The following is an 18,521-nucleotide window of genomic DNA, read 5'->3' on the forward strand; positions in this document are numbered from 1 at the left end:
TTAGCCTCCAATTTGGTGCATCGCATGGTGAACTTCTGCGCTGCGCAGGCTGGGTTTCATTCCTAACACTTGCCCATAGGCAGCATAGCGTTCAGCTTTGCTCAAGCCCCGCAGGGAAACCCCCGCTTCTTTAAATAGACACGCCCTTAAGACACCATCTGCCGACAATCGCCAGCGAGAGCAGTGGCCACAAAAGGGCTGCGATTCTGAAGCAATGAAGCCAATCTGAGCCCCACAGGCGGTCTCAAAGTTAAACGAGGTGGAATCTTGAGGACGAGGGACAGGACGCAAATCGTAGTACTGGCGCAGGTGCTCAATCATGGTGGCGGCACTAACAAAGCGATCACTCCCCAAGTGGCAGGCATGGCCAATGCGCATCAGTTCCAAAAAACGCACCTCAACCCCTAAGGCTTTGGCGTACTCCACCATTGGCACCAACTCGTGATCATTGACGCCCGCCATCACAACCATGTTTAGCTTGACTTGAAACCCTTGGTCAGCAGCGGTGGCAATTGCTTCCTTGACTGCTTCCAAATGGTGGCCATGGCTAATTGCTGCAAAGGTCTGGGGGTCTAAGCTATCAAGGCTAATATTTAAACGTCGTACACCATAGCGATCAAGCAGGGGCAAAAAGGGAATAAGGCGAATGCCATTGGTGGTTAAGCGCAGTTCCGGTACACCCACTGCTACCAAAGCGGCCACAATCTCAGGAAACTCCGCTCGCAACAGTGGCTCGCCGCCTGTCAGCCGCACCGATTCAATCCCCAGTTCCACCAGTTCAGCTACAATCGTGGCATACTCAATTGGGGTGAGGTAGGTCTGGGTAGGCATGAAGGCTGCATCTAGGGGCATGCAGTAGGTACACCGCAAATTACAGCGATCCGTAACTGAGAGGCGTAACTTGCGAATTGAGCGCCCTTGGGTATCCCGCAGATGTTGTCTAGGAATGGCCCCGGTTACAACCATGACTCCTAACTCCACGGAAAATAGCGATAGCACTCGCCCGCGGCAAAGGCTTCTTGAGAGGCAGGCAGTTCTAAAAATCCATCGCTATCAGCCAAAACCAAAAAATCACCAGAATTTTGCATCGGCCGAGGGTGGGCAATCAGCTCAGCGGTTTTTGTAGTTTCTAGTTTAACGGGTAAAAAGTAGGTTAAGGGTTTCTCAAAGTAGAAGGGAGCAGCCAAGCGGGCATAGAGGGGCGGAATGTCCAATAGATAGCGGTGTAAACATACCAAACTGGAAACCGGGTTCCCCGGCAAACCAAATACGGCCGTTTGCTGGCGGTGATCCACGCCAAACCAGAGAGGCTTTCCAGGACGCTGGGCAACACCGTGGATATACTGCTGGACACCTTGATTGCGCCAGAGTTGTGGCAGATAGTCAAACTTACCCTTGGAAACGCCACCGCAGTAAATCAGAAGGTCGTAGTCTTGGCTCGCTTGGCAATAGTGGGTTGCCAGTTGTACTGGATCATCGGGCAAATGGGTGATGCTGACTTGGGTATAGCCTTGGTGCTTGAGGGCGGCCATCAGAGCATAGGCATTGGAGAGTCGCAGCTGATGGGGCTGGGGTGTTTCGTGGGGCGCAATCAGTTCATTGCCTGTAGCAATGATTTGGGTGCGGGGGGTGCGCTGAACACACACTTCGGTCTGTCCCACAGAGGCAAGAATGCCCCACGCCGGACTGTGCAAAGGGGTACCAGCGGCCAAAACGGGTTGACCGGCAGCAGCATCACTGCCACAGCGGTGGACAAATTGATAGGACGACCACGCTGCCGCACGTAGGATATGGGCAACACCGTCGCGAATCTCTAGGGCTTCATAGGGAATCACCAGATCACAGCCTTGGGGCAAGGCCGCACCGGTCATAACTTCAAAACAGGCTTGCGTATCCGTGAGTGTTGGCGGTACTTCACCCGCGGGAACCACCCCCAGAATCGGAAAAGCACGCTGACCAGACTGATAGGCTGCCCAGTTAAGGGCAATGCCATCCACCATGATGCGGTCAATGGGCGGGTAGGGGCGATCGCTGGTAATCGCTACCGCCAGTCTGCTGTACCAAGGCTCAGTCAAGGAAATGATCTCTGTGCCCCAAGCGGGCAAATGCTGCTGAATAAGGTCAACGGCTGTTTCAACGGAAATCATGGGCTAGACAATTAACTCCGAAATAGGCGGCAGTAGAGCGTTTCGTGCTGCATACTGGCGAGGGCTAAGCCCAACGTACAGCTTTCTAAGTTTAAGTTATCGTCTAAGTGATGGTCAGTCACATTTAAGCTTTGCTGTACCGTCTGCTGAATTTGCGGCTGAAGTTGGCACAGGAGTACTTGCCCTGCTGTCTGACCAAGGGGAATCAGTTTCACCGTTGCATTGATCAGGGTGGTGACCCAACTGTGGAGATAGCCTAAAAGTGCGTTTTCTAGGGGAATGTCTGCAAGGGCAGCGGCAATACAAAAGGCAACACTGGTATTCCAAGGGTAGGGCTGGCCAGTCTGAAGTTCGGGGGGTAAGCGACCGAGGGCAGCGACAAGGTTGATCAATGCTGTTCCCATTTGCCAATTTTGGGCGCGCAGTTCGGCACTTTCGCGGGCAGCCGAGAGCCATGCATTCCACTGGTGAACGGCGTCAAAATCACCCTTGGCGATCGCTCGATAGACCCGCACCATGACTACTGTTTCCAAGTGGGCACTGCCAAAGGCCAGTTCAAAGCTTAGCCAGTCCTGTAGGGCTGCTGCTGAGGTGATCTTGCCTTGGGCAATGAGAGTCTCCAAGCCCTCGGAGTAGTTAAAGCCGCCAATCGGTAGAGCCGGACTCGCCCACTGAAGCAAGGCTAAAAGCGCTGAATCAGTGAGCATGGTAGGCACCGCGTTCGGGACAAAAGGGAGCGACTTCAAACGTCACCGTCAAGCCCCGCTGTTCAAGCATGGTTTGCAACACGGAATCTGCGCCCAAGCGAAGATAATCGGCGTGAATTTCCAAGGGGACGTGGCGATTCCCGAGATGGTAAGCGGCCTGTAGAAGGTCAAGGGGAGTGGTAGCCATCACCTTTAGCGTGGGTTCGGGTTTGGCGTGAACTGTGACTACCACCGTGCCGTCCTCGTCCCGAAGGCGATCGCCCGGCTGTAGGGTGATTTGACGGGGCAGCTTCAGATACAGTGACTCCCCCTCATCACTGTGGCAATGGAGACGACTGCGACACCGTTCCTCTGCGGTCAATGAGAGGTGCAACTGACGGGCATTTTCCAATGGTGTAGGGCAAAGTTGCGTCAGTGTGAACATTAAATCAGCGTTAATTCAACAATCTTATCAAAGCGAAATGTTTTCACTAGTTGCTGCAGACCGGCAATCAAGGCGGCTTCTTCGGGTGGGATCTCAGCAATCAGTTCGCGAATACGTTTGGCATTGAGCTTTTTGGCGGCGGCTTGGAGTTCAGCAATCCAAGGGCGAGGCATCACCATTAAGGCGGCTGGATCAAGTCCCTGAGGAGGGGGGGCACTTGGGGGGGATAGGGCATCCTCGTAGGCATACTCTAGGTGCAACTGGGCGGCGAGTTGTTCAAAAATCGTTTGCGGACGGAAGGGCTTGGCAATATAGTCATCACAACCAAGATTCAGCAGTTCCTGTTTGTCCTGCTCAAAGCTACTGGCGGTAACGGCAAGAATTTTCGGGGAGCAGACGACTTCGCCGCGCCGCAGGCGATCGCCCACTTCTTTCTTGATCTGTCGCGTGGCCGTTTTACCGTCCATGACGGGCATCCGAATATCCATGAGAATGGCATGGGGCTGCCATGCTCGCCAGATCTCCACTGCCTCTTGACCATTGCTAGCTTCGCGACAACGAAATCCGACCGGTTCTAGGAGTTGAGTGAGGAGTTGGCGATTTTCAGGAATATCATCCACCACCAGAATGCGGACTTCTGAGGTGGGCGATCGCAGGCCAACAATAGCTTGTGCCTTTTCCTGCTGTAGCGATCGGGGATCTCCAAGGTCAATTGGCACTTCGAAGTAGAAGTGGCTGCCTTTCCCCTTGGTGCTACGCACCTGAATATTCCCCCCCATCAATTGCACAAACTGGCGGCTAATGGCCAACCCCAGACCGGTACCTTCGCTGACTTTTTTACTGCTATCGGTTTGGACAAAGGGCTGAAAAAGCATCTTCAACTCCTGCGGAGTCATGCCAATACCTGTATCACTGACTTCAAAGGCAAGGCGAGGGGGATCTGGGGCTGGATAGCTGACCTTGAGGCAGACGCTCCCCTCCTTGGTGAATTTAATGCCATTTCCCAGGAGGTTGACTAACACCTGGCGGAGCTTCATTTCATCGGTCGTCACCGCCACAGGCAGATTAGCAGGCAAATCAAAGACCAGACGTAACCCCTTGGCTTCAGCTCGCACCTTCAGCATCTCTTCCAGATCCCGCAGCATCCGCCGCAAATCAAAGGTGGTTTTCTGAAGTATCATCCGTCCAGCCTCAATTTTGGCCATGTCTAGGACATCGTTAATCAAACCCAGCAGGTGTTCGCCACTGCGATTAATCTTTTCAAGGGTTTGGCGATGCTGCGGTGCAAGGGTGCGATCGCTGAGCAAAATTTGACTAAAGCCGAGAATGGCATTGAGGGGGGTGCGCAGTTCATGGCTCATATTGGCCAGGAAAATACTTTTGGCTTTATTGGCGGCCTCCGCGGCTTCCTTAGCCTTGAGCAGCTCCCGCTCCGCTTGATGGCGTTGATGAGCAGCAAGGGCAATGGTCACAATATCAGCGACATTGGAGACAAAACTGCGTTCCTCCACTAGCCAAACCCGATGCTCACCAATACTCTCAACACAGATCACTCCCAATAATTGGCCATTGAAGATGATCGGGGCATCAATGCGGGAATACACCCGTTGCACTCTGGCATACTCCCGCAGTTCGTGGGTGCGCGGATCCGTGAGTAAATCATTGACGACAAGGGGTTCACCCGTACGCAGCAGTTTTAGGTACTCCGGATAGGGGGAATGGGTGAGGTACGTGGGTTGAGAATGGTTATTGGCGGCGGGGTCATACTGCACAACACACTTCAGGCGATCGCCCTGGAGTTCCCATGCCGAAGCCCGCTGGACGCGCAGTGTTGTTGCTGTGACCTGAATAATCTCCTGCAAGGCCATGCGAAAGTGCCCCTGCTGTACATGGGGAGATTGGCTGAGCTGAACAAGGGCAACATTGTGGTCATGGAGCACCCGTTCTTTTTCGCTCAGTTGTTGGTTGGCGGCCTCAAGGGCAGCAGTACGCTGTTTCACCTTTTCTTCAAGCCGCTGATTAAAGTGGTGGAGTTCATCAAAACTCTCCTGGAGTTGTGCCGCCATATCCACAAAGGTGCGACCGAGGTTCCCCAACTCGTCTTGGCTGTGGGTATCTACCTCCTCTGCAATGTCCAGATTGCCGAGGGCAATTTTGTGAGCAGCGGCAGCCAACCTCTGAATTGGGCGCACCATATAGCCGGTAACCCCCAAAGTCACCAGACTAATCAAACCAAAAGAGACGACGAGTATCAGCAGACCTGCCCATGTTTCTTGATGAATAAAATCCAGCAGCGCCTCTTCCCTCACCCGGATGGCCAGGCTCCAACCAACTTCGGGAATTGGGGTGTAAAAAAACCATTGCTGCTCATTGGAGACCCAATCAGTCATCCAAAGATGGCCACTGTGGCCACTGATCATCGCTTTAGCCAAAGCCGCCAGATCACTGCGGTTGTACTCCTTGGCAATGTAGAGGATTGACTGGCCAATGAGCTGAGGATCCCCGTGGAAGATAATCCGTCCCTTGCGATCCAGAACAAAAAACTGCGCCTGCCGTAGCCCTTGGATATCGATTTCCTGTTGCAGCGTTGGCAGTGCCACATCCACCGTGGCAACACCGCGAATTTGCCCCTGGCGGTAAAAGGGAACGGCATAGGTCACCATCCAGGCATTACCTGCCCCTGCATCGAAGTAGGGATCACTCCATTGCGGTTGGCCAGTGCGGATAGCTTCCCTGTACCAGTCCCATCTGACCTGGGTGTAGTCGTAGATGCGCCCAGTGTCCTTTTGTACCAGTCTGTTGCGATGTATGTCTCTGTAGACGTAGGGGGCAAATAAGCGTTTGCGAGGGGAGAAGCTGTAGGGGGTGAAAGCGATTGCTGTCCCATAGGCTAAACGGCTGATTTTGAGATTGCGACGCAGAAATGAATACAGCTCCTCCTCACGGACGGCAGGAAACGCTTCTAAGGCATTGGCACTGGTGGTTGCCAGCCCCGTGATTTCCTGTAGAGCATTGCTAAATTGCTGGGCATAGAGTGACGCTAATTCCCGCTGCCACGCTTCATAGTCAGCGGTACTGCGGCGGATGACCCGCGAGCGAATGTAGAGAAAGAGGCCAGTGTAGATGACCACAATGGGCAATAGCGTTCCCAGCAAGAGCTTATGGCGAAAGGATAGCTTGCTGAGCATGGCGATCGCCCCCCTATGTTTTTTTTATTTTAGGCTAGCTAGAAAAGAGCAAGGCTTTAGGAAAGGGGACTCAGGACTTTACTATCCGTCTGGGGTGCTGCCTCCCCCACCACCTCCGGTGTATTGGCTTCCGAGGGCGGCACCACCTGCCAAAAGAGGGGCAAATACTGCTCCCATCGCTCGAGAATCATGGCCGCCTTGGCACTGCCCGTGCGCTCGTGGTGGGCAATAATGAGTTGCTTGAGTTGAGCGGCGCCAATGGCAGAGGTGACCCGCTGCAGCTTGACAATTTCAGGGTTGACCTTGGCGGGGAAGTTACCGGCTTCATCCAAAACGTAGGCCAAGCCCCCCGTCATACCGGCAGCCACATTGCGACCCGTGGTACCCAAGACCACAACCACCCCACCGGTCATGTATTCACAACAGTGATCCCCTGTGCCCTCCACAACCGCATAGGCCTTGGAGTTGCGAACAGCAAAGCGCTCACCAGCACGGCCATTGGCAAAGAGGAACCCACCCGTGGCGCCATAGAGGCAGGTATTGCCAATAATGACGTTGTCCGCAGCTGCGTAAGGGGCATTGGCAGGGGGCTTGATAATGATTTCACCCCCGTGCATTCCCTTGCCCACGTAATCGTTGGCCTCGCCGGTGAGGTTCAGAATCATCCCCGGCAAATTGAAGGCCCCAAAGCTCTGGCCAGCACTGCCTCGGAAGTTGAGGGTAATCTGACCTTCAAAACCAGTGTTGCCGTACTTTTTGGCAATGACACCGGCAATGCGTGCCCCCACGGTGCGATCGGTGTTGACAATGGGCAGCTCTAGTTCAACGGTTTGCTGCTTCTCAATGGCGGCTTGCACCTCTGGGCGTGCCAAAATTTCATCATCGAGCACGGCACCGTTACTGTGCACGGTTTCGTGCTGCAACCAGCGGCGATCGCTCCGCGTATCGGGCAGCTTTGTCAGGCAAGCCAAATTCAGGGGGCCAGTCTTGGTCAGGGTGACATCCTGCCGCGGCACCAGTAAATCGGCGCGGCCAATGATCTCATTGAGGGTGCGGTAGCCCAGTTTTGCCAGAATGGAGCGCACCTCTTCAGCAATAAAGAGGAAAAAGTTCACCACATGCTCAGGGAGGCCGGGGAAACGCTTGCGCAGGTCCTCTTTTTGAGTAGCCACCCCCACGGGGCAGTTATTGGTGTGGCAAATCCGCGCCATGATACAGCCCTCAGCAATCATGGCCACCGAACCAAACCCAAATTCCTCGGCACCCATCAGGGCTCCCATGACCACATCCCAGCCACACTTGAGGCCACCATCCACCCGCAGAATCACGCGATCGCGCAGTTGGTTTTCTAGGAGAACGCGGTGCACCTCCGTTAGGCCCAGTTCCCAGGGACTGCCGGCATGCTTAATCGAACTTAGGGGTGACGCGCCAGTGCCACCATCGTGACCGGAAATTTGAATCACATCGGCGTTGGCCTTGGCGACTCCAGCAGCAATCGTACCAATACCAATTTCGGCCACCAGCTTCACAGAGACTTGCGCTTGGGGGTTGATCTGATGCAGATCAAAGATGAGTTGCGCCAAATCCTCAATGGAGTAAATGTCGTGGTGGGGCGGCGGTGAGATCAAAGACACCCCCGGCTTGGAGCGCCGCAGCATGGCAATGTAGGGGCTGACTTTGCTGCCCGGCAGTTGCCCCCCTTCCCCCGGTTTCGCCCCCTGGGCAATCTTAATTTCAATTTGCTGGGCATTGATCAAATACTCGGGGGTGACGCCAAAGCGACCGGAGGCTACCTGTTTAATTGCTGAGCTAGCGGTATCGCCATTGCGCAAGCCCCGCAGATGGGGAAATTGGGGAGAGTGCCCCTGGGCATCCACATCCGTGAGCACTTGAAAACGAATGGGATCTTCACCGCCCTCGCCGGAGTTGGATTTGGCGCCGAGGCGGTTCATGGCGATCGCTAGCACCTCATGCGCTTCCCGCGAGAGGGCCCCCAAAGACATCCCCCCCGTACAGAAGCGTTTGACAATTTCACTGGCGGGTTCAACCTCCTCTAGGGGAATACTGGGGCGATCGCTTTGGAAGTCTAATAGATCCCGCAGTGCTGTGGGTACCCGACCGGTGAGTTGGCGACGATAGACCTCGTAATGGTCATAGCTATTGCTACTCACCGCCTTGTGGAGTGCCTTGGCCATCTCCGGATTATTCATGTGGTACTCGCCACCAGGACGGAATTGGACAAAGCCAAAGTTCTCCAGTTTCTTGGCGGTGAGTTCGGGGAAGGCCTTGTGGTGAAAGGCAATTGTTTCTTGAGCCAAGTCTTGGAGGGTAAGACCCCCCACCCGCGACGTGGTGCCAACGAAGGCCTTCTTGAGCAGGTCATCGCCAATGCCAATGGCCTCAAAAATTTGGGCACCGCGGTAACTAGCAATCAAAGAGATGCCCATCTTGGAGAGGATTTTTAGGAGTCCCTCCTCGACTGCTTTGCGATAGTTGGCCTGCACCTGTTGCAGCGTCAGCTGCGGTAGTTTGCCCTTGGCCATCAAGCTTTGGGTGCGATCGCTATGCCACCACTGGCGAATCGTTTCCCAGCTCAGGTAGGGACACACTGCCCCCGCCCCATAGCCAATCAGACAGGCAAAGTGATGGGTACTCCAGCATTGAGCGGTTTCCACCACCAGGGAGACCCGCCGGCGAATGCCCTGGGCAATCAAGTGGTGGTGCACTGCACCGACGGCCAATAGGGGCGGAATGTAGGAGGTGTCCGCATCCAAAAGATGGGGTTCGCCGGCAAGGTTGTGGCGATCGCTGAGCACCAGGATTTCGGCACCTGCTGCCACTGCAGCGGCGGCCTGTGCGCAGAGCCGATCCACAGCAGCCTCAAGCGCCGCAGGCCCCCCGGCGATCGCAAACTGCGTTGAAAGGCGAGTGGCGCCAAAGGGGGCCTTGAGAATTTCCTCTAGCTCCGCCTCGTTGATCAGGGGTGAATTGAGTTGCAGGAGGCGAGCATGTTCCGGCCTTTCAACGAGCAGATTCCCTCGCTTACCAAGGCGAGTCACCAGTGACATCACCAGTTTTTCCCGCAGCGGATCAATGGCGGGATTGGTCACTTGGGCAAAGCGCTGTTTGAAGTAGTCGTAGAGCAAGTGGGGTTGCTGAGACAGCACCGCCAAGGGAATGTCGTCCCCCATGCAGAAGGTGGGTTCCTTGCCGTCCTTCGCCATGGCCTCAATGATCATTTCCACATCTTCGGCACTGAAGCCAAAGGCCATTTGCTGTTGCAGGCAGGTTTGCGGATCAAGTGTGGGGGCTTCGCCGTAGGGTTGGGGAGTAAGCTCTTGGCGATAGGTTTTCAGCCATTCACCGTAGGGCTGCTGCTGCGCCACCCGCTGCTTGATTTGCCAGTTGGTGAGCAGTTCTTGGTGCTCCAAGTCAACGGCAATCATCTGCCCGGGGCCTAGACGGCCTTTTTCAATCACCGTTGCTTCGTCAATTTGAATACTGCCCGCCTCCGAAGCCACAATCACTAGGTCATCACTGGTGAGGGTGTAGCGGGCGGGTCGCAGGCCATTGCGATCGAGGGTGGCGCCGACAATTTTGCCATCGGAAAAGGCCACCAAGGCAGGACCATCCCAAGCCTCTTGAAGGCCGCCGTAGTATTCATAAAAGTCCACCACCTCTGGGTGATCCGCCAAATCGGGCTGATTTTGATAGGCCTCGGGAACCAGCATCATCATTGCCTGCAAGGGCTGTCGTCCCGATTGCACCAGCAGTTCAAGAACGTTGTCGAGGTTCGCGGAGTCGCTGTTTTCGGCATTAACAATGGGCAGCAGGTCGGCAAAGGCATCTCCCCAGTAGGGATGGCTCAATTGAGCAGAGCGCGCCCGCATCCAGTTAATATTCCCTAGGAGGGTATTGATTTCGCCATTGTGCCCCAGCATCCGCATTGGTTGCGCCAAGGCCCACTTGGGCATTGTGTTGGTACTAAAGCGCCGGTGATACAAAGCAAAGGGGGTAATGTACTTCGGGTTGCGTAGATCGTCGTAAAACTGGGCCAGCACCACCGATCGCACCATGCCCTTATAGACAATCGTGCGGGTCGAAAAGGAACAAATATAAAAGTCCCGTTGCCAGTCGGCTTTTGTTTGGGCGATCGCGCGCTCAATGCGCTTGCGGGTCAAATAGAGTTGCCGCTCCAGTTCATCGCCACTGGCTTTGCTCGAAGCCACAAAAAGCTGCTCAATCTGAGGCTGAGTTTGTTTTGCTTGCACCCCCAACACACTGGGGTTCACGGGCACAGGTCGCCAGCCCAACAGGCGCAGCTCATTTTCACCGAGGACTTTTTCAACAATGGCTTTGGCCACTGCTGTTGCCGCCCCTTGGGGTAAAAAGATCATCGCCACCCCAATCCGCTGTCGCGGCACACCAAACTCCGGCAACAATTCCCACGGAATCGCCGTCATGATGCCAGCGCCATCCCCGGAATCGCGATCGGCACTGCAGCCCCCCCGGTGTTCAAGGCAGGTCAATCCCTCAAGGGCTTGGGTCAAGATGCGGTGACTGGCCACCCCCTTGCGATGGGCAACAAAACCCACACCACAGGCATCTCGCTCGGCCACAAGCCAAGGCTGTCCATGGTAACCAACTTGATGCACGGAGGAAGCAAAGGTGGATTGTTGCATGGGTCTGAAAGCGTTCAATCGACTGAGGGATTCAAACGTTGTCTTGGCAACAGCAACCTGCTCTAGGGACTGAAAAACGCCACGACTCCCACGGGTGAGCCAAGGCGACAGTTAGGGATTAGAGAGTGCTGGCAATGGAGCAACGTATAGGGTCTTTCGCTATTATAGGGGTTTCTTTTGGATCCAGAAACGCCAAAGCAAGAGATTGTTAAGGTTTGGCCATCGGCCCAGCAAAACCAGCGCTCGCCGCGGCGGACTTGAGGGCTAGAATGCCGCAGCAGAGAGGGGTTGAGGTTGGCTTCGGGGGAGCGTGATATCATTAAATTTTCCACCTGAACAACAAGGCTTCCAGATCAATTGCTTGGTAGAACACGCCCATGAGCTTTGCTGCTGATTCTTCTCGGATCATTCCCACTGAGTTACGGGAGGAAATTTCGCGCTCCTACCTTGAATATGCCATGAGCGTCATTGTTGGGCGTGCCCTTCCCGATGCCCGCGATGGTCTCAAACCCGTCCACCGCCGGATTCTTTATGCAATGCACGAGTTGGGGCTGACCAGCGATCGCCCCTTTCGCAAATGTGCCCGTGTGGTGGGGGAAGTGCTAGGGAAATATCACCCCCACGGCGATTCGGCGGTCTATGATGCCCTGGTGCGGATGGCTCAGGACTTCTCCATGCGTCACCCCCTCATTGAGGGTCATGGCAACTTTGGCTCCATTGACAACGATCCACCGGCGGCAATGCGGTACACCGAGTGTCGGCTGCAAGCCCTGGCCACGGAAGCCCTGTTGCAGGACATTGAGCAGGAAACCGTGGACTTTGTGGATAACTTTGATGGCTCCCAGCAGGAACCCCTGGTTTTACCGGCACGCATTCCCCAGTTGCTGCTCAATGGGACCTCCGGTATTGCCGTGGGGATGGCCACGAATATCCCGCCCCATAACTTGGGGGAACTGGTGGATGGGCTGGTGGCCCTAATCCATCATCCTCAGATCAGCGATCGCGAGCTAATGCGCTACATTCCGGGACCTGATTTTCCCACCGGGGGGCATATCCTCGGCCAAGGGGGGATTGAAGAGGCCTACACCACCGGTCGCGGTTCGATTACGCTGCGGGCAGTGGCCACGATTGAAACCCTTGAAGCGCCGGGTCGCCAACCCCGTGAGGCCATTATCGTTACGGAGTTACCCTACCAAACCAACAAGGCAGCACTGATGGAAAAAATTGCCGAGTTGGTCAATGAGAAAAAAATTGAGGGCATTGCCGACCTGCGCGACGAAAGCGATCGCGATGGGATTCGGGTGGTGATTGAGCTAAAGCGGGATGCCTACCCCCGCGTGGTGCTGAACAATCTTTACAAGCAAACGCCGCTACAGGTCAATTTTGGGGCCAATATGCTGGCGATCGTCAACGGCGAGCCGCAACTGCTGACCCTCAAGCGCAGTTTAGAGGTGTTCCTTCGTTTCCGCGAAGAGGCGATCGCCCGCCGTACCCGCTATGCCCTGCGCAAGGCCGAAGAACGGGATCACCTGCTCCAAGGATTGCTGGTGGCGCTGGCCAATCTCGATGCCGTGATTCAACTCATTCGCAGCGCCAGTGACACTGCCCTTGCTCGCCAGCAATTGATGCAAACCTATGCCCTCAGTGAGGCCCAAGCCGATGCCATTTTACAGATGCAACTGCGGCGCCTCACCGCCCTAGAGGCGGAAAAAATTGAGCGGGAGCATGCGGAGCTGCAGCGGCAAATTGCCGATTACCGGGATATTTTGGCCCATCGGCAGCGGGTACTGGAGATTATTGAAAAAGAAGTGACAGAACTCAAGGCCAAGTATGCCACGCCGCGGCGATCGCGAATTGTACAAGCGGATGGGGAGATTAGCGACACCGATTTAATTGCCAACGATAAATCCGTCATTCTCGTTACCCAGCAGGGCTACATCAAGCGGATGCCGGTGGATACCTTTGAAGCCCAAAGTCGCGATGGCCGGGGACGCAAAGGAGCAGAGATTAAGGAAGATGATGCCGTTGAGCACTTCTTTAGCTGTAATGATCACGATCGCATTCTTTTCTTTAGCGATCGCGGTTTAGTCTATGCCTTGCCCGCCTACCAAATTCCCAGTGGCTCCCGCCAAGCCCGCGGCACCCCCATTGTTCAACTGCTACCCATTCCCCGCGAGGAAAAAATTACCTCCGTCATTGCTGTCCAAGAATTTAGTGAAGATGAGTATCTCGTGATGCTCACCCGTAAGGGCTTCATTAAGAAAACACCACTGGCGGCCTTTAGTAATATCCGCGCCAATGGCCTGATTGCGATTTCCCTTGAAGAGGGAGATCAACTGCGGTGGGTGCGCCGTACCCGCGAAGAGGACACCATTATCATCGGCTCGCGCCAGGGCATGGCGATTCATTTTCGCGCCAGTCACGATCAACTGCGCCCCCTTGGCCGTGCCACCCGGGGGGTCAAATCCATGAGCCTGCGGCCGGGGGATGAACTGGTGGGGATGGATATTCTACCGGCGGCGATCGCCAACCGTTTTGCCGCCACCCCTGAGGATGACCGTGCCGAGAGTGAAGATGCTGAGGAAACAGTCGTTCACAGTGAAGGCCCTTGGGTACTGGTGATCACCACCAATGGCTACGGCAAGCGGGTACCGGTGCAACAGTTCCGGCTGCAAAACCGCGCTGGCATGGGCATTACCGCCACCAAGTTCAAAGCCAAAAGCAATGAGGATCAACTGGCGGCGCTGCGGATTGTCAATGCCGAGGATGAACTGATGATTGTTACCAGTCGCGGTATCATCATTCGCCAAAAGGTGATGGACATTTCCTCACAGTCGCGATCGGCCACGGGCGTCCGTCTGCAACGGCTAGATGAGGAGGATGCAATTGTCACGGCAGCGGTCCTGCCCCCCGGTAGCATGGAGGCAGCGGCAGATTGAGCACTACCGCCTTTCTCACGGGTGCCAGTGGCTTTGTCGGTACCCATGTGGCTCAGGTTCTCGCAGAAAGGGGCTATCGCGTCCGTGCCCTGGTGCGACAACCGCAGCGGGCCGATCATCTCAAGCCATGGGATGTGGAGCTGGTGCAAGGGGATTTATGCACTAGCGACCTCGTCACCTTGATGCAGGGGTGCCAAGTGCTCTTCCATGTTGCAGCCCATTACAGTCTGTGGCGGCGCGATCGCCGCCTTCTCTATGCCGTTAATGTGGAGGGCACCCGTCGCATCTTGGCCGCTGCCCGTGAGGCTGGTATTGAGCGCACGGTTTACACCAGTTCCGTCGCCGCCATTGGTGTTGATCCCAGTGGCCAACCCACCACCGAAGCCTACCAAAGCCCCCCCGAAAAGCTAATCAGCGAGTACAAGCGCTCCAAGTACTGGGCAGAGCAGGTGGCTCACGAGGCAATCTCCCAAGGCCAAGATATTGTGATTGTCAACCCCAGTACCCCCATTGGTGCTGGGGATGCAAAGCCCACCCCCACCGGTGAAATCATCCTGCGCTTTTTACGGCGACAGATGCCCTTTTACGTCAACACGGGGTTGAACCTGATCCATGTGCGGGATGTGGCGATCGGTCATCTTTTGGCCTTAGAAAAAGGCAAAACGGGTGAACGCTACATCCTCGGTCACCAAAACCTAACGCTGGCAGACATTCTGGGACGATTAGCCGCGATGACTGGGCTGCCGCGCCCCCTTGGCGAAATTCCCATTGGGATTCCCTTAGTGGTGGCTTGGTTGGATGAAGTGGTGCTGGGGGCTTTGGGCAAACCCCCCGCGATTCCTGTGGATGGGGTGCGCATGGCCCAGCAAAAAATGTTTTACGATGCCCGCAAAGCTGTGGCTGAATTGGGTTTGCCCCAGACGCCGATTGATGAGGCACTGCGGGACGCTGTGACTTGGTACCGCGAACGGGGGTACTGCCCCTAGGGTTTGCGATATAGTGGGGAATGGAAATTATGAAGTTTAGTTAAGAGCTATGTTGGTTGCGCCCTTTGCCTCTCAGTTGCCCTTTGTGGAAGAGACGCTTCACAGTAGCTATCAAGCCCTGCAATGGGGTAAAAACATTTTTGCGATCGCCCACAAAACCCTGAGTGCGCGGCTTTTGAATACGGTCTTTCCCACGGAAGAACGGACGCAACCCCTCAGCCCCGAATTGCAAGCCTGGCTCAAGGAACGCTACGAAACTCTACTCCAGCAAGATTGGCAGGACGCCGCCGCAGGTTTCTATCCTGCTGCCCTGCTCTTTGATGCCCCTTGGGAAGAGTTCCTCCGCTTTTATCCCCTGCTGTTGCTAGACTTGCCGCAGATGTGGCAGCGGGCGCGATCGCGCCAATTTCAGGAGTTTGCTAAAAACCTGCGCCTTGAGGACTATCCGCAGTACTATCGGCAGAACTTCCACTACCAAACCGATGGCTACCTCAGTGAAACCTCCGCCAACCTCTACGATGTCCAAGTGGAACTGCTCTTTGGTGGCACGGCAGATGCAATGCGGCGGCGGGTGATTGCCCCCATTGCCCAACATTTTGTTGCTCATCCCCCCGCGCCACCCCTGCGCATTCTCGATGTTGCCTGTGGCACCGGTCGCACCCTAAAACAACTGCGCTACGCTTTCCCAGCGGCGGTGCTCTTTGGCCTTGATTTGTCCCCCGCCTACCTGCGCAAAGCCAACGCCCTACTGGCGACCCAGGCGGGTGCGCTGCCGCAACTGATTCAGGGCAACGCTGAAAGCCTGCCCTACGTGGATAGCTATTTTAGCGCCATCACCTGTGTCTTTCTCTTCCATGAACTGCCCGCCCCCGTGCGCCAAAACGTGATCTATGAATGCGCCCGCGTTCTGCAGCCGGGAGGCATCTTTGTCATCTGTGACTCAATTCAAGCCTTGGATTCCCCAGAGCAGCGTCCGATGATGGAAAACTTTGCCAACCTTTTCCACGAGCCCTTTTACCGCAACTATATCGAGGATGATCTCAACATTCGCTTAGAAAAAGCGGGTCTGGTGGTCAAAGAGGTGCAGCACCACTTTATGAGTAAGTATTGGGTAGCGGTTAAGCCTTCTTAGCCCAAAAGCCCTAGTCCAGTACGGTTTGTAACAGTGCCTACCTGCTGCAATGGGAAGCGGCTAGGCTGAAGGCAATAGGTCAAAATAGTTTTTCCCCGTTGCAATCGGGAGGGTTTATTCATGGATGGGCTGGCATGGCAGGCGGCGTTTGTCTCTGGCTTGGCGAAGGTCGATCAGGAGCATCAGGCACTCTTGGAGATGTTACAGCAGCTACGCTCGGCGATCGCCGCCGGGGCAACCTTTTCCCAGGTCAAGCCGCAGTTACAAGCCTGCGCCAGGGAAACGGAACGCCACTTTCAGCACGAAGAGACCCTGATGGCTACTGCCAACCATCCCCTCTATCTCTCCCACCGTGCCGCTCACCAAAATTTGCTGCGAGATTTGAGTGGCCGGCTTGAGGAGGTGCACAGGCATCCTGAAAACCTAACGCCGGCAACGATAGAGGCCATTGGTACTCTGGTGGTCCGCCATATTTGCGAAGAAGATTTGCCGATGCTTTATCTGCTCACCCATCCCGAGGAGCTAGCGCAGCAACAAGGGGCTGAATTAACCGCTGAAAACGCGTTCTAGATGCCTGGGCTAACTGCTGGTTTTGCGATGTTGGATTGCAGTTAAGCCACTGGTTTGCAGCAACTCGCCACTCTCGACCACGGCATAGATGAGCCAGTGATTGCCACAGTTCATGCGGGACTCTACGGTGCACTCCAAATAGGCAAGGGCATCGAGCAAAATGGGGGCACCACTCTCAGCGCTTTTGAGGCCAAGCGTCGCTAGCTGTTGCTCCCCCAGGCGTTGCGCCTGCTGAAATTGACGTACTAGGGGACTGCCTTCCTTGAGAATATTCAAGACAAAGCGATCGCCCACTAGGCAGAGGCTTTCCGCCCATTCCTGGGGCAAGGACACCGTGATGCCAGGGGGATGAAAAGAGGCTTGGGAGACCGACGACACCAAAATAGCCGCCGCTTGGGTAAGGTGAAAACACCCTTCGGGTAGGGTGGTCAGAACACACAGGGAACCGACCACCCGATTCACAGCCTGTTCGGTGCGATCCACTTGTGCCTCCGCTAGACTGGGAGGGCGAACAGTGCGGCTCTTGCGCAGTTTTTTCAGGGCTTGGGCAAACTCGCTGGCAGCAATTTGGCATTTTTCCAGATCGCTAGCTGTGGGGGTAAACTTCACCCGCAGCGTTTCAAAGCCAAGGGTATAGCCGGCATCAACGAGCTTTTGCTCAATGTCATCAATGGCCTCGCCACTCCAACCGTAGGAGCCAAAGACCCCAGCCAGCTTGGTTTGGCTGCCTTCTGCCAAGATAAAGCCCAAGGCGGTCTGCACCTGGGTCGGCATGTGCCCTCCTAGGGTGGGCGAGCCAATGATAAAGCCGTCGCTACTGTGGATCAAGGCTTGCATTTCCGCTGGGGGAGTGGTTTCACAGTTAACAGCTTCCACTTGAACGCCGGCGGCGGTTAGCCCCTGGGCAATCGCATTGGCCAGAATTGCCGTATTGCCATAGGCAGAGGCATAGAAAAGCGCTACCTTGGTGTCCTGTGCCGTTTGGGCTTGGCACCAGTCGCGATAGTCCTGAAAGAGGCGGCTACGGCTAAACTTGACAATCGGGCCGTGGGCGGGGGCATAGAGGCGCGGGGGCGGTGTCAGTTCTGCCAAGCGATCCAAAATGCTTTCCACTTGGCGGGTTTGTGCTGCATGCAAACATTCAAAGTAGTAGGCACGATCCTCATCCAGTTTTTTCCACTGCTCATCGTAGAGACTATCGCCACAGACATGGGCACCAAAGAGCTTGTCGCTGAACACAATTTGATTTTGGGGATCAACGGTCATTAGACCATCGGGCCAGCGGGGCGTAGCAGCGGCAATAAACATGAGTTGGCGATCGCCCCCCAACTCCAAGGGGGTTTCCGCCCGCGGAATCCAGAGATTCAACTGCTCACCAACCGCAGAGCGCAATGCCACTGCTGCAGCCTTAGAGCAGACAATAGTGATCTGGGGCGCTTTTTCCAGCAAGACCTTGACGGTGGCAAGGCGATTGGAGTTGACATGACTGAGAATCAGGTACCGCAGTTGACTGAGATCAATGTGCTGCTGGAGTTCTTGTAAATAAATCTGGGTAAAGGATTCCCCCGGCGGATCTAGAAGCGTGGGTTGGGGGGCCTGAATGAGGTAGGAATTGGAGGTGGTTCCCTGTTGGCGGCCATATTCTACTTCAAACTTCAGCCGATCCCAAGTGCGCGATCGCAGAACCAAAATCCCCGGTGCAATTTCCGCCACTTGAACGTCCCGCGGACGCGTTTCCGTTAGCAT

11 protein-coding genes are annotated in these 18,521 nt (G+C 55.4%); 4 read left to right on the forward strand and 7 right to left on the reverse strand.

Going from position 1 to position 18,521, the window contains the following annotated elements:
- From moaA to NK55_RS02340, 6 genes are read right to left on the reverse strand one after another with little or no spacing between them, the layout of a single operon-like run.
- On the reverse strand, window positions 1-966 hold the full coding sequence (gene moaA / locus NK55_RS02315; protein ID WP_024124229.1) for a GTP 3',8-cyclase MoaA: 966 nt from the start codon (window positions 964-966) through the stop codon (window positions 1-3).
- 5 nt (window positions 967-971) lie between these two features.
- Entirely contained in the window at window positions 972-2,147 is a 1,176-nt protein-coding gene (locus NK55_RS02320) for a molybdopterin molybdotransferase MoeA (protein WP_024124230.1), read from the reverse strand.
- Window positions 2,148-2,158: 11 nt separating this feature from the next.
- Window positions 2,159-2,854: an urease accessory protein UreF gene (locus NK55_RS02325; protein WP_024124231.1), complete on the reverse strand. Its 696-nt coding sequence runs from the start codon at window positions 2,852-2,854 to the stop codon at window positions 2,159-2,161.
- Entirely contained in the window at window positions 2,844-3,278 is a 435-nt protein-coding gene (gene ureE, locus NK55_RS02330) for an urease accessory protein UreE (protein ID WP_041428983.1), read from the reverse strand. The genes NK55_RS02325 and ureE overlap by 11 nt, the downstream gene beginning before the upstream one ends.
- Window positions 3,278-6,466 (reverse strand): ATP-binding protein, encoded by a 3,189-nt coding sequence (locus NK55_RS12305; RefSeq protein ID WP_024124233.1) that lies wholly within the window; start codon window positions 6,464-6,466, stop codon window positions 3,278-3,280. Before NK55_RS12305 ends, ureE begins: the two co-directional genes overlap by 1 nt.
- A gap of 56 nt (window positions 6,467-6,522) precedes the next feature.
- Complete coding sequence (locus NK55_RS02340) at window positions 6,523-11,148, reverse strand: glutamate synthase-related protein (protein WP_024124234.1); 4,626 nt, start codon at window positions 11,146-11,148, stop codon at window positions 6,523-6,525.
- Window positions 11,149-11,525: 377 nt separating this feature from the next.
- Here NK55_RS02340 and gyrA point away from each other — a divergent pair, with 377 nt between their 5' ends.
- The 4 genes from gyrA (at window position 11,526) to NK55_RS02360 (ending at window position 16,775) form a co-directional block, all read left to right on the forward strand.
- Window positions 11,526-14,087, forward strand: a complete 2,562-nt coding sequence (gyrA, locus tag NK55_RS02345) for a DNA gyrase subunit A (RefSeq protein ID WP_024124235.1) — start codon at window positions 11,526-11,528, stop codon at window positions 14,085-14,087.
- Entirely contained in the window at window positions 14,084-15,073 is a 990-nt protein-coding gene (hpnA, locus tag NK55_RS02350) for a hopanoid-associated sugar epimerase (protein WP_024124236.1), read from the forward strand. Before gyrA ends, hpnA begins: the two co-directional genes overlap by 4 nt.
- A gap of 49 nt (window positions 15,074-15,122) precedes the next feature.
- A complete protein-coding gene (locus tag NK55_RS02355; RefSeq protein ID WP_024124237.1) occupies window positions 15,123-16,205 on the forward strand; it encodes a class I SAM-dependent methyltransferase in 1,083 nt (360 codons plus the stop codon).
- 120 nt (window positions 16,206-16,325) lie between these two features.
- On the forward strand, window positions 16,326-16,775 hold the full coding sequence (locus tag NK55_RS02360) for a hemerythrin family protein (RefSeq protein WP_024124238.1): 450 nt from the start codon (window positions 16,326-16,328) through the stop codon (window positions 16,773-16,775).
- 9 nt (window positions 16,776-16,784) lie between these two features.
- On the opposite strand, the gene NK55_RS02365 is transcribed toward NK55_RS02360, so the two are convergent.
- Window positions 16,785-18,521 carry a diflavin flavoprotein gene (locus tag NK55_RS02365; protein ID WP_024124239.1) on the reverse strand — a complete coding sequence of 579 codons (1,737 nt, stop codon included), beginning with the start codon at window positions 18,519-18,521 and terminating at the stop codon, window positions 16,785-16,787.

This window comes from Thermosynechococcus sp. NK55a, from assembly GCF_000505665.1.
GTDB lineage: Bacteria > Cyanobacteriota > Cyanobacteriia > Thermosynechococcales > Thermosynechococcaceae > Thermosynechococcus.

Bases quoted from the DNA above. Each gene is read 5' to 3' on its own strand.
- moaA (WP_024124229.1), bottom strand. From the start codon at position 966: ATGGTTGTAACCGGGGCCATTCCTAGACAACATCTGCGGGATACCCAA.
- NK55_RS02320 (WP_024124230.1), bottom strand. From the start codon at position 2,147: ATGATTTCCGTTGAAACAGCCGTTGACCTTATTCAGCAGCATTTGCCC.
- NK55_RS02325 (WP_024124231.1), bottom strand. From the start codon at position 2,854: ATGCTCACTGATTCAGCGCTTTTAGCCTTGCTTCAGTGGGCGAGTCCG.
- ureE (WP_041428983.1), bottom strand. From the start codon at position 3,278: ATGTTCACACTGACGCAACTTTGCCCTACACCATTGGAAAATGCCCGT.
- NK55_RS12305 (WP_024124233.1), bottom strand. From the start codon at position 6,466: ATGCTCAGCAAGCTATCCTTTCGCCATAAGCTCTTGCTGGGAACGCTA.
- NK55_RS02340 (WP_024124234.1), bottom strand. From the start codon at position 11,148: ATGCAACAATCCACCTTTGCTTCCTCCGTGCATCAAGTTGGTTACCAT.
- gyrA (WP_024124235.1), top strand. From the start codon at position 11,526: ATGAGCTTTGCTGCTGATTCTTCTCGGATCATTCCCACTGAGTTACGG.
- NK55_RS02355 (WP_024124237.1), top strand. From the start codon at position 15,123: ATGTTGGTTGCGCCCTTTGCCTCTCAGTTGCCCTTTGTGGAAGAGACG.
- NK55_RS02360 (WP_024124238.1), top strand. From the start codon at position 16,326: ATGGATGGGCTGGCATGGCAGGCGGCGTTTGTCTCTGGCTTGGCGAAG.
- NK55_RS02365 (WP_024124239.1), bottom strand. From the start codon at position 18,521: ATGCTAACGGAAACGCGTCCGCGGGACGTTCAAGTGGCGGAAATTGCA.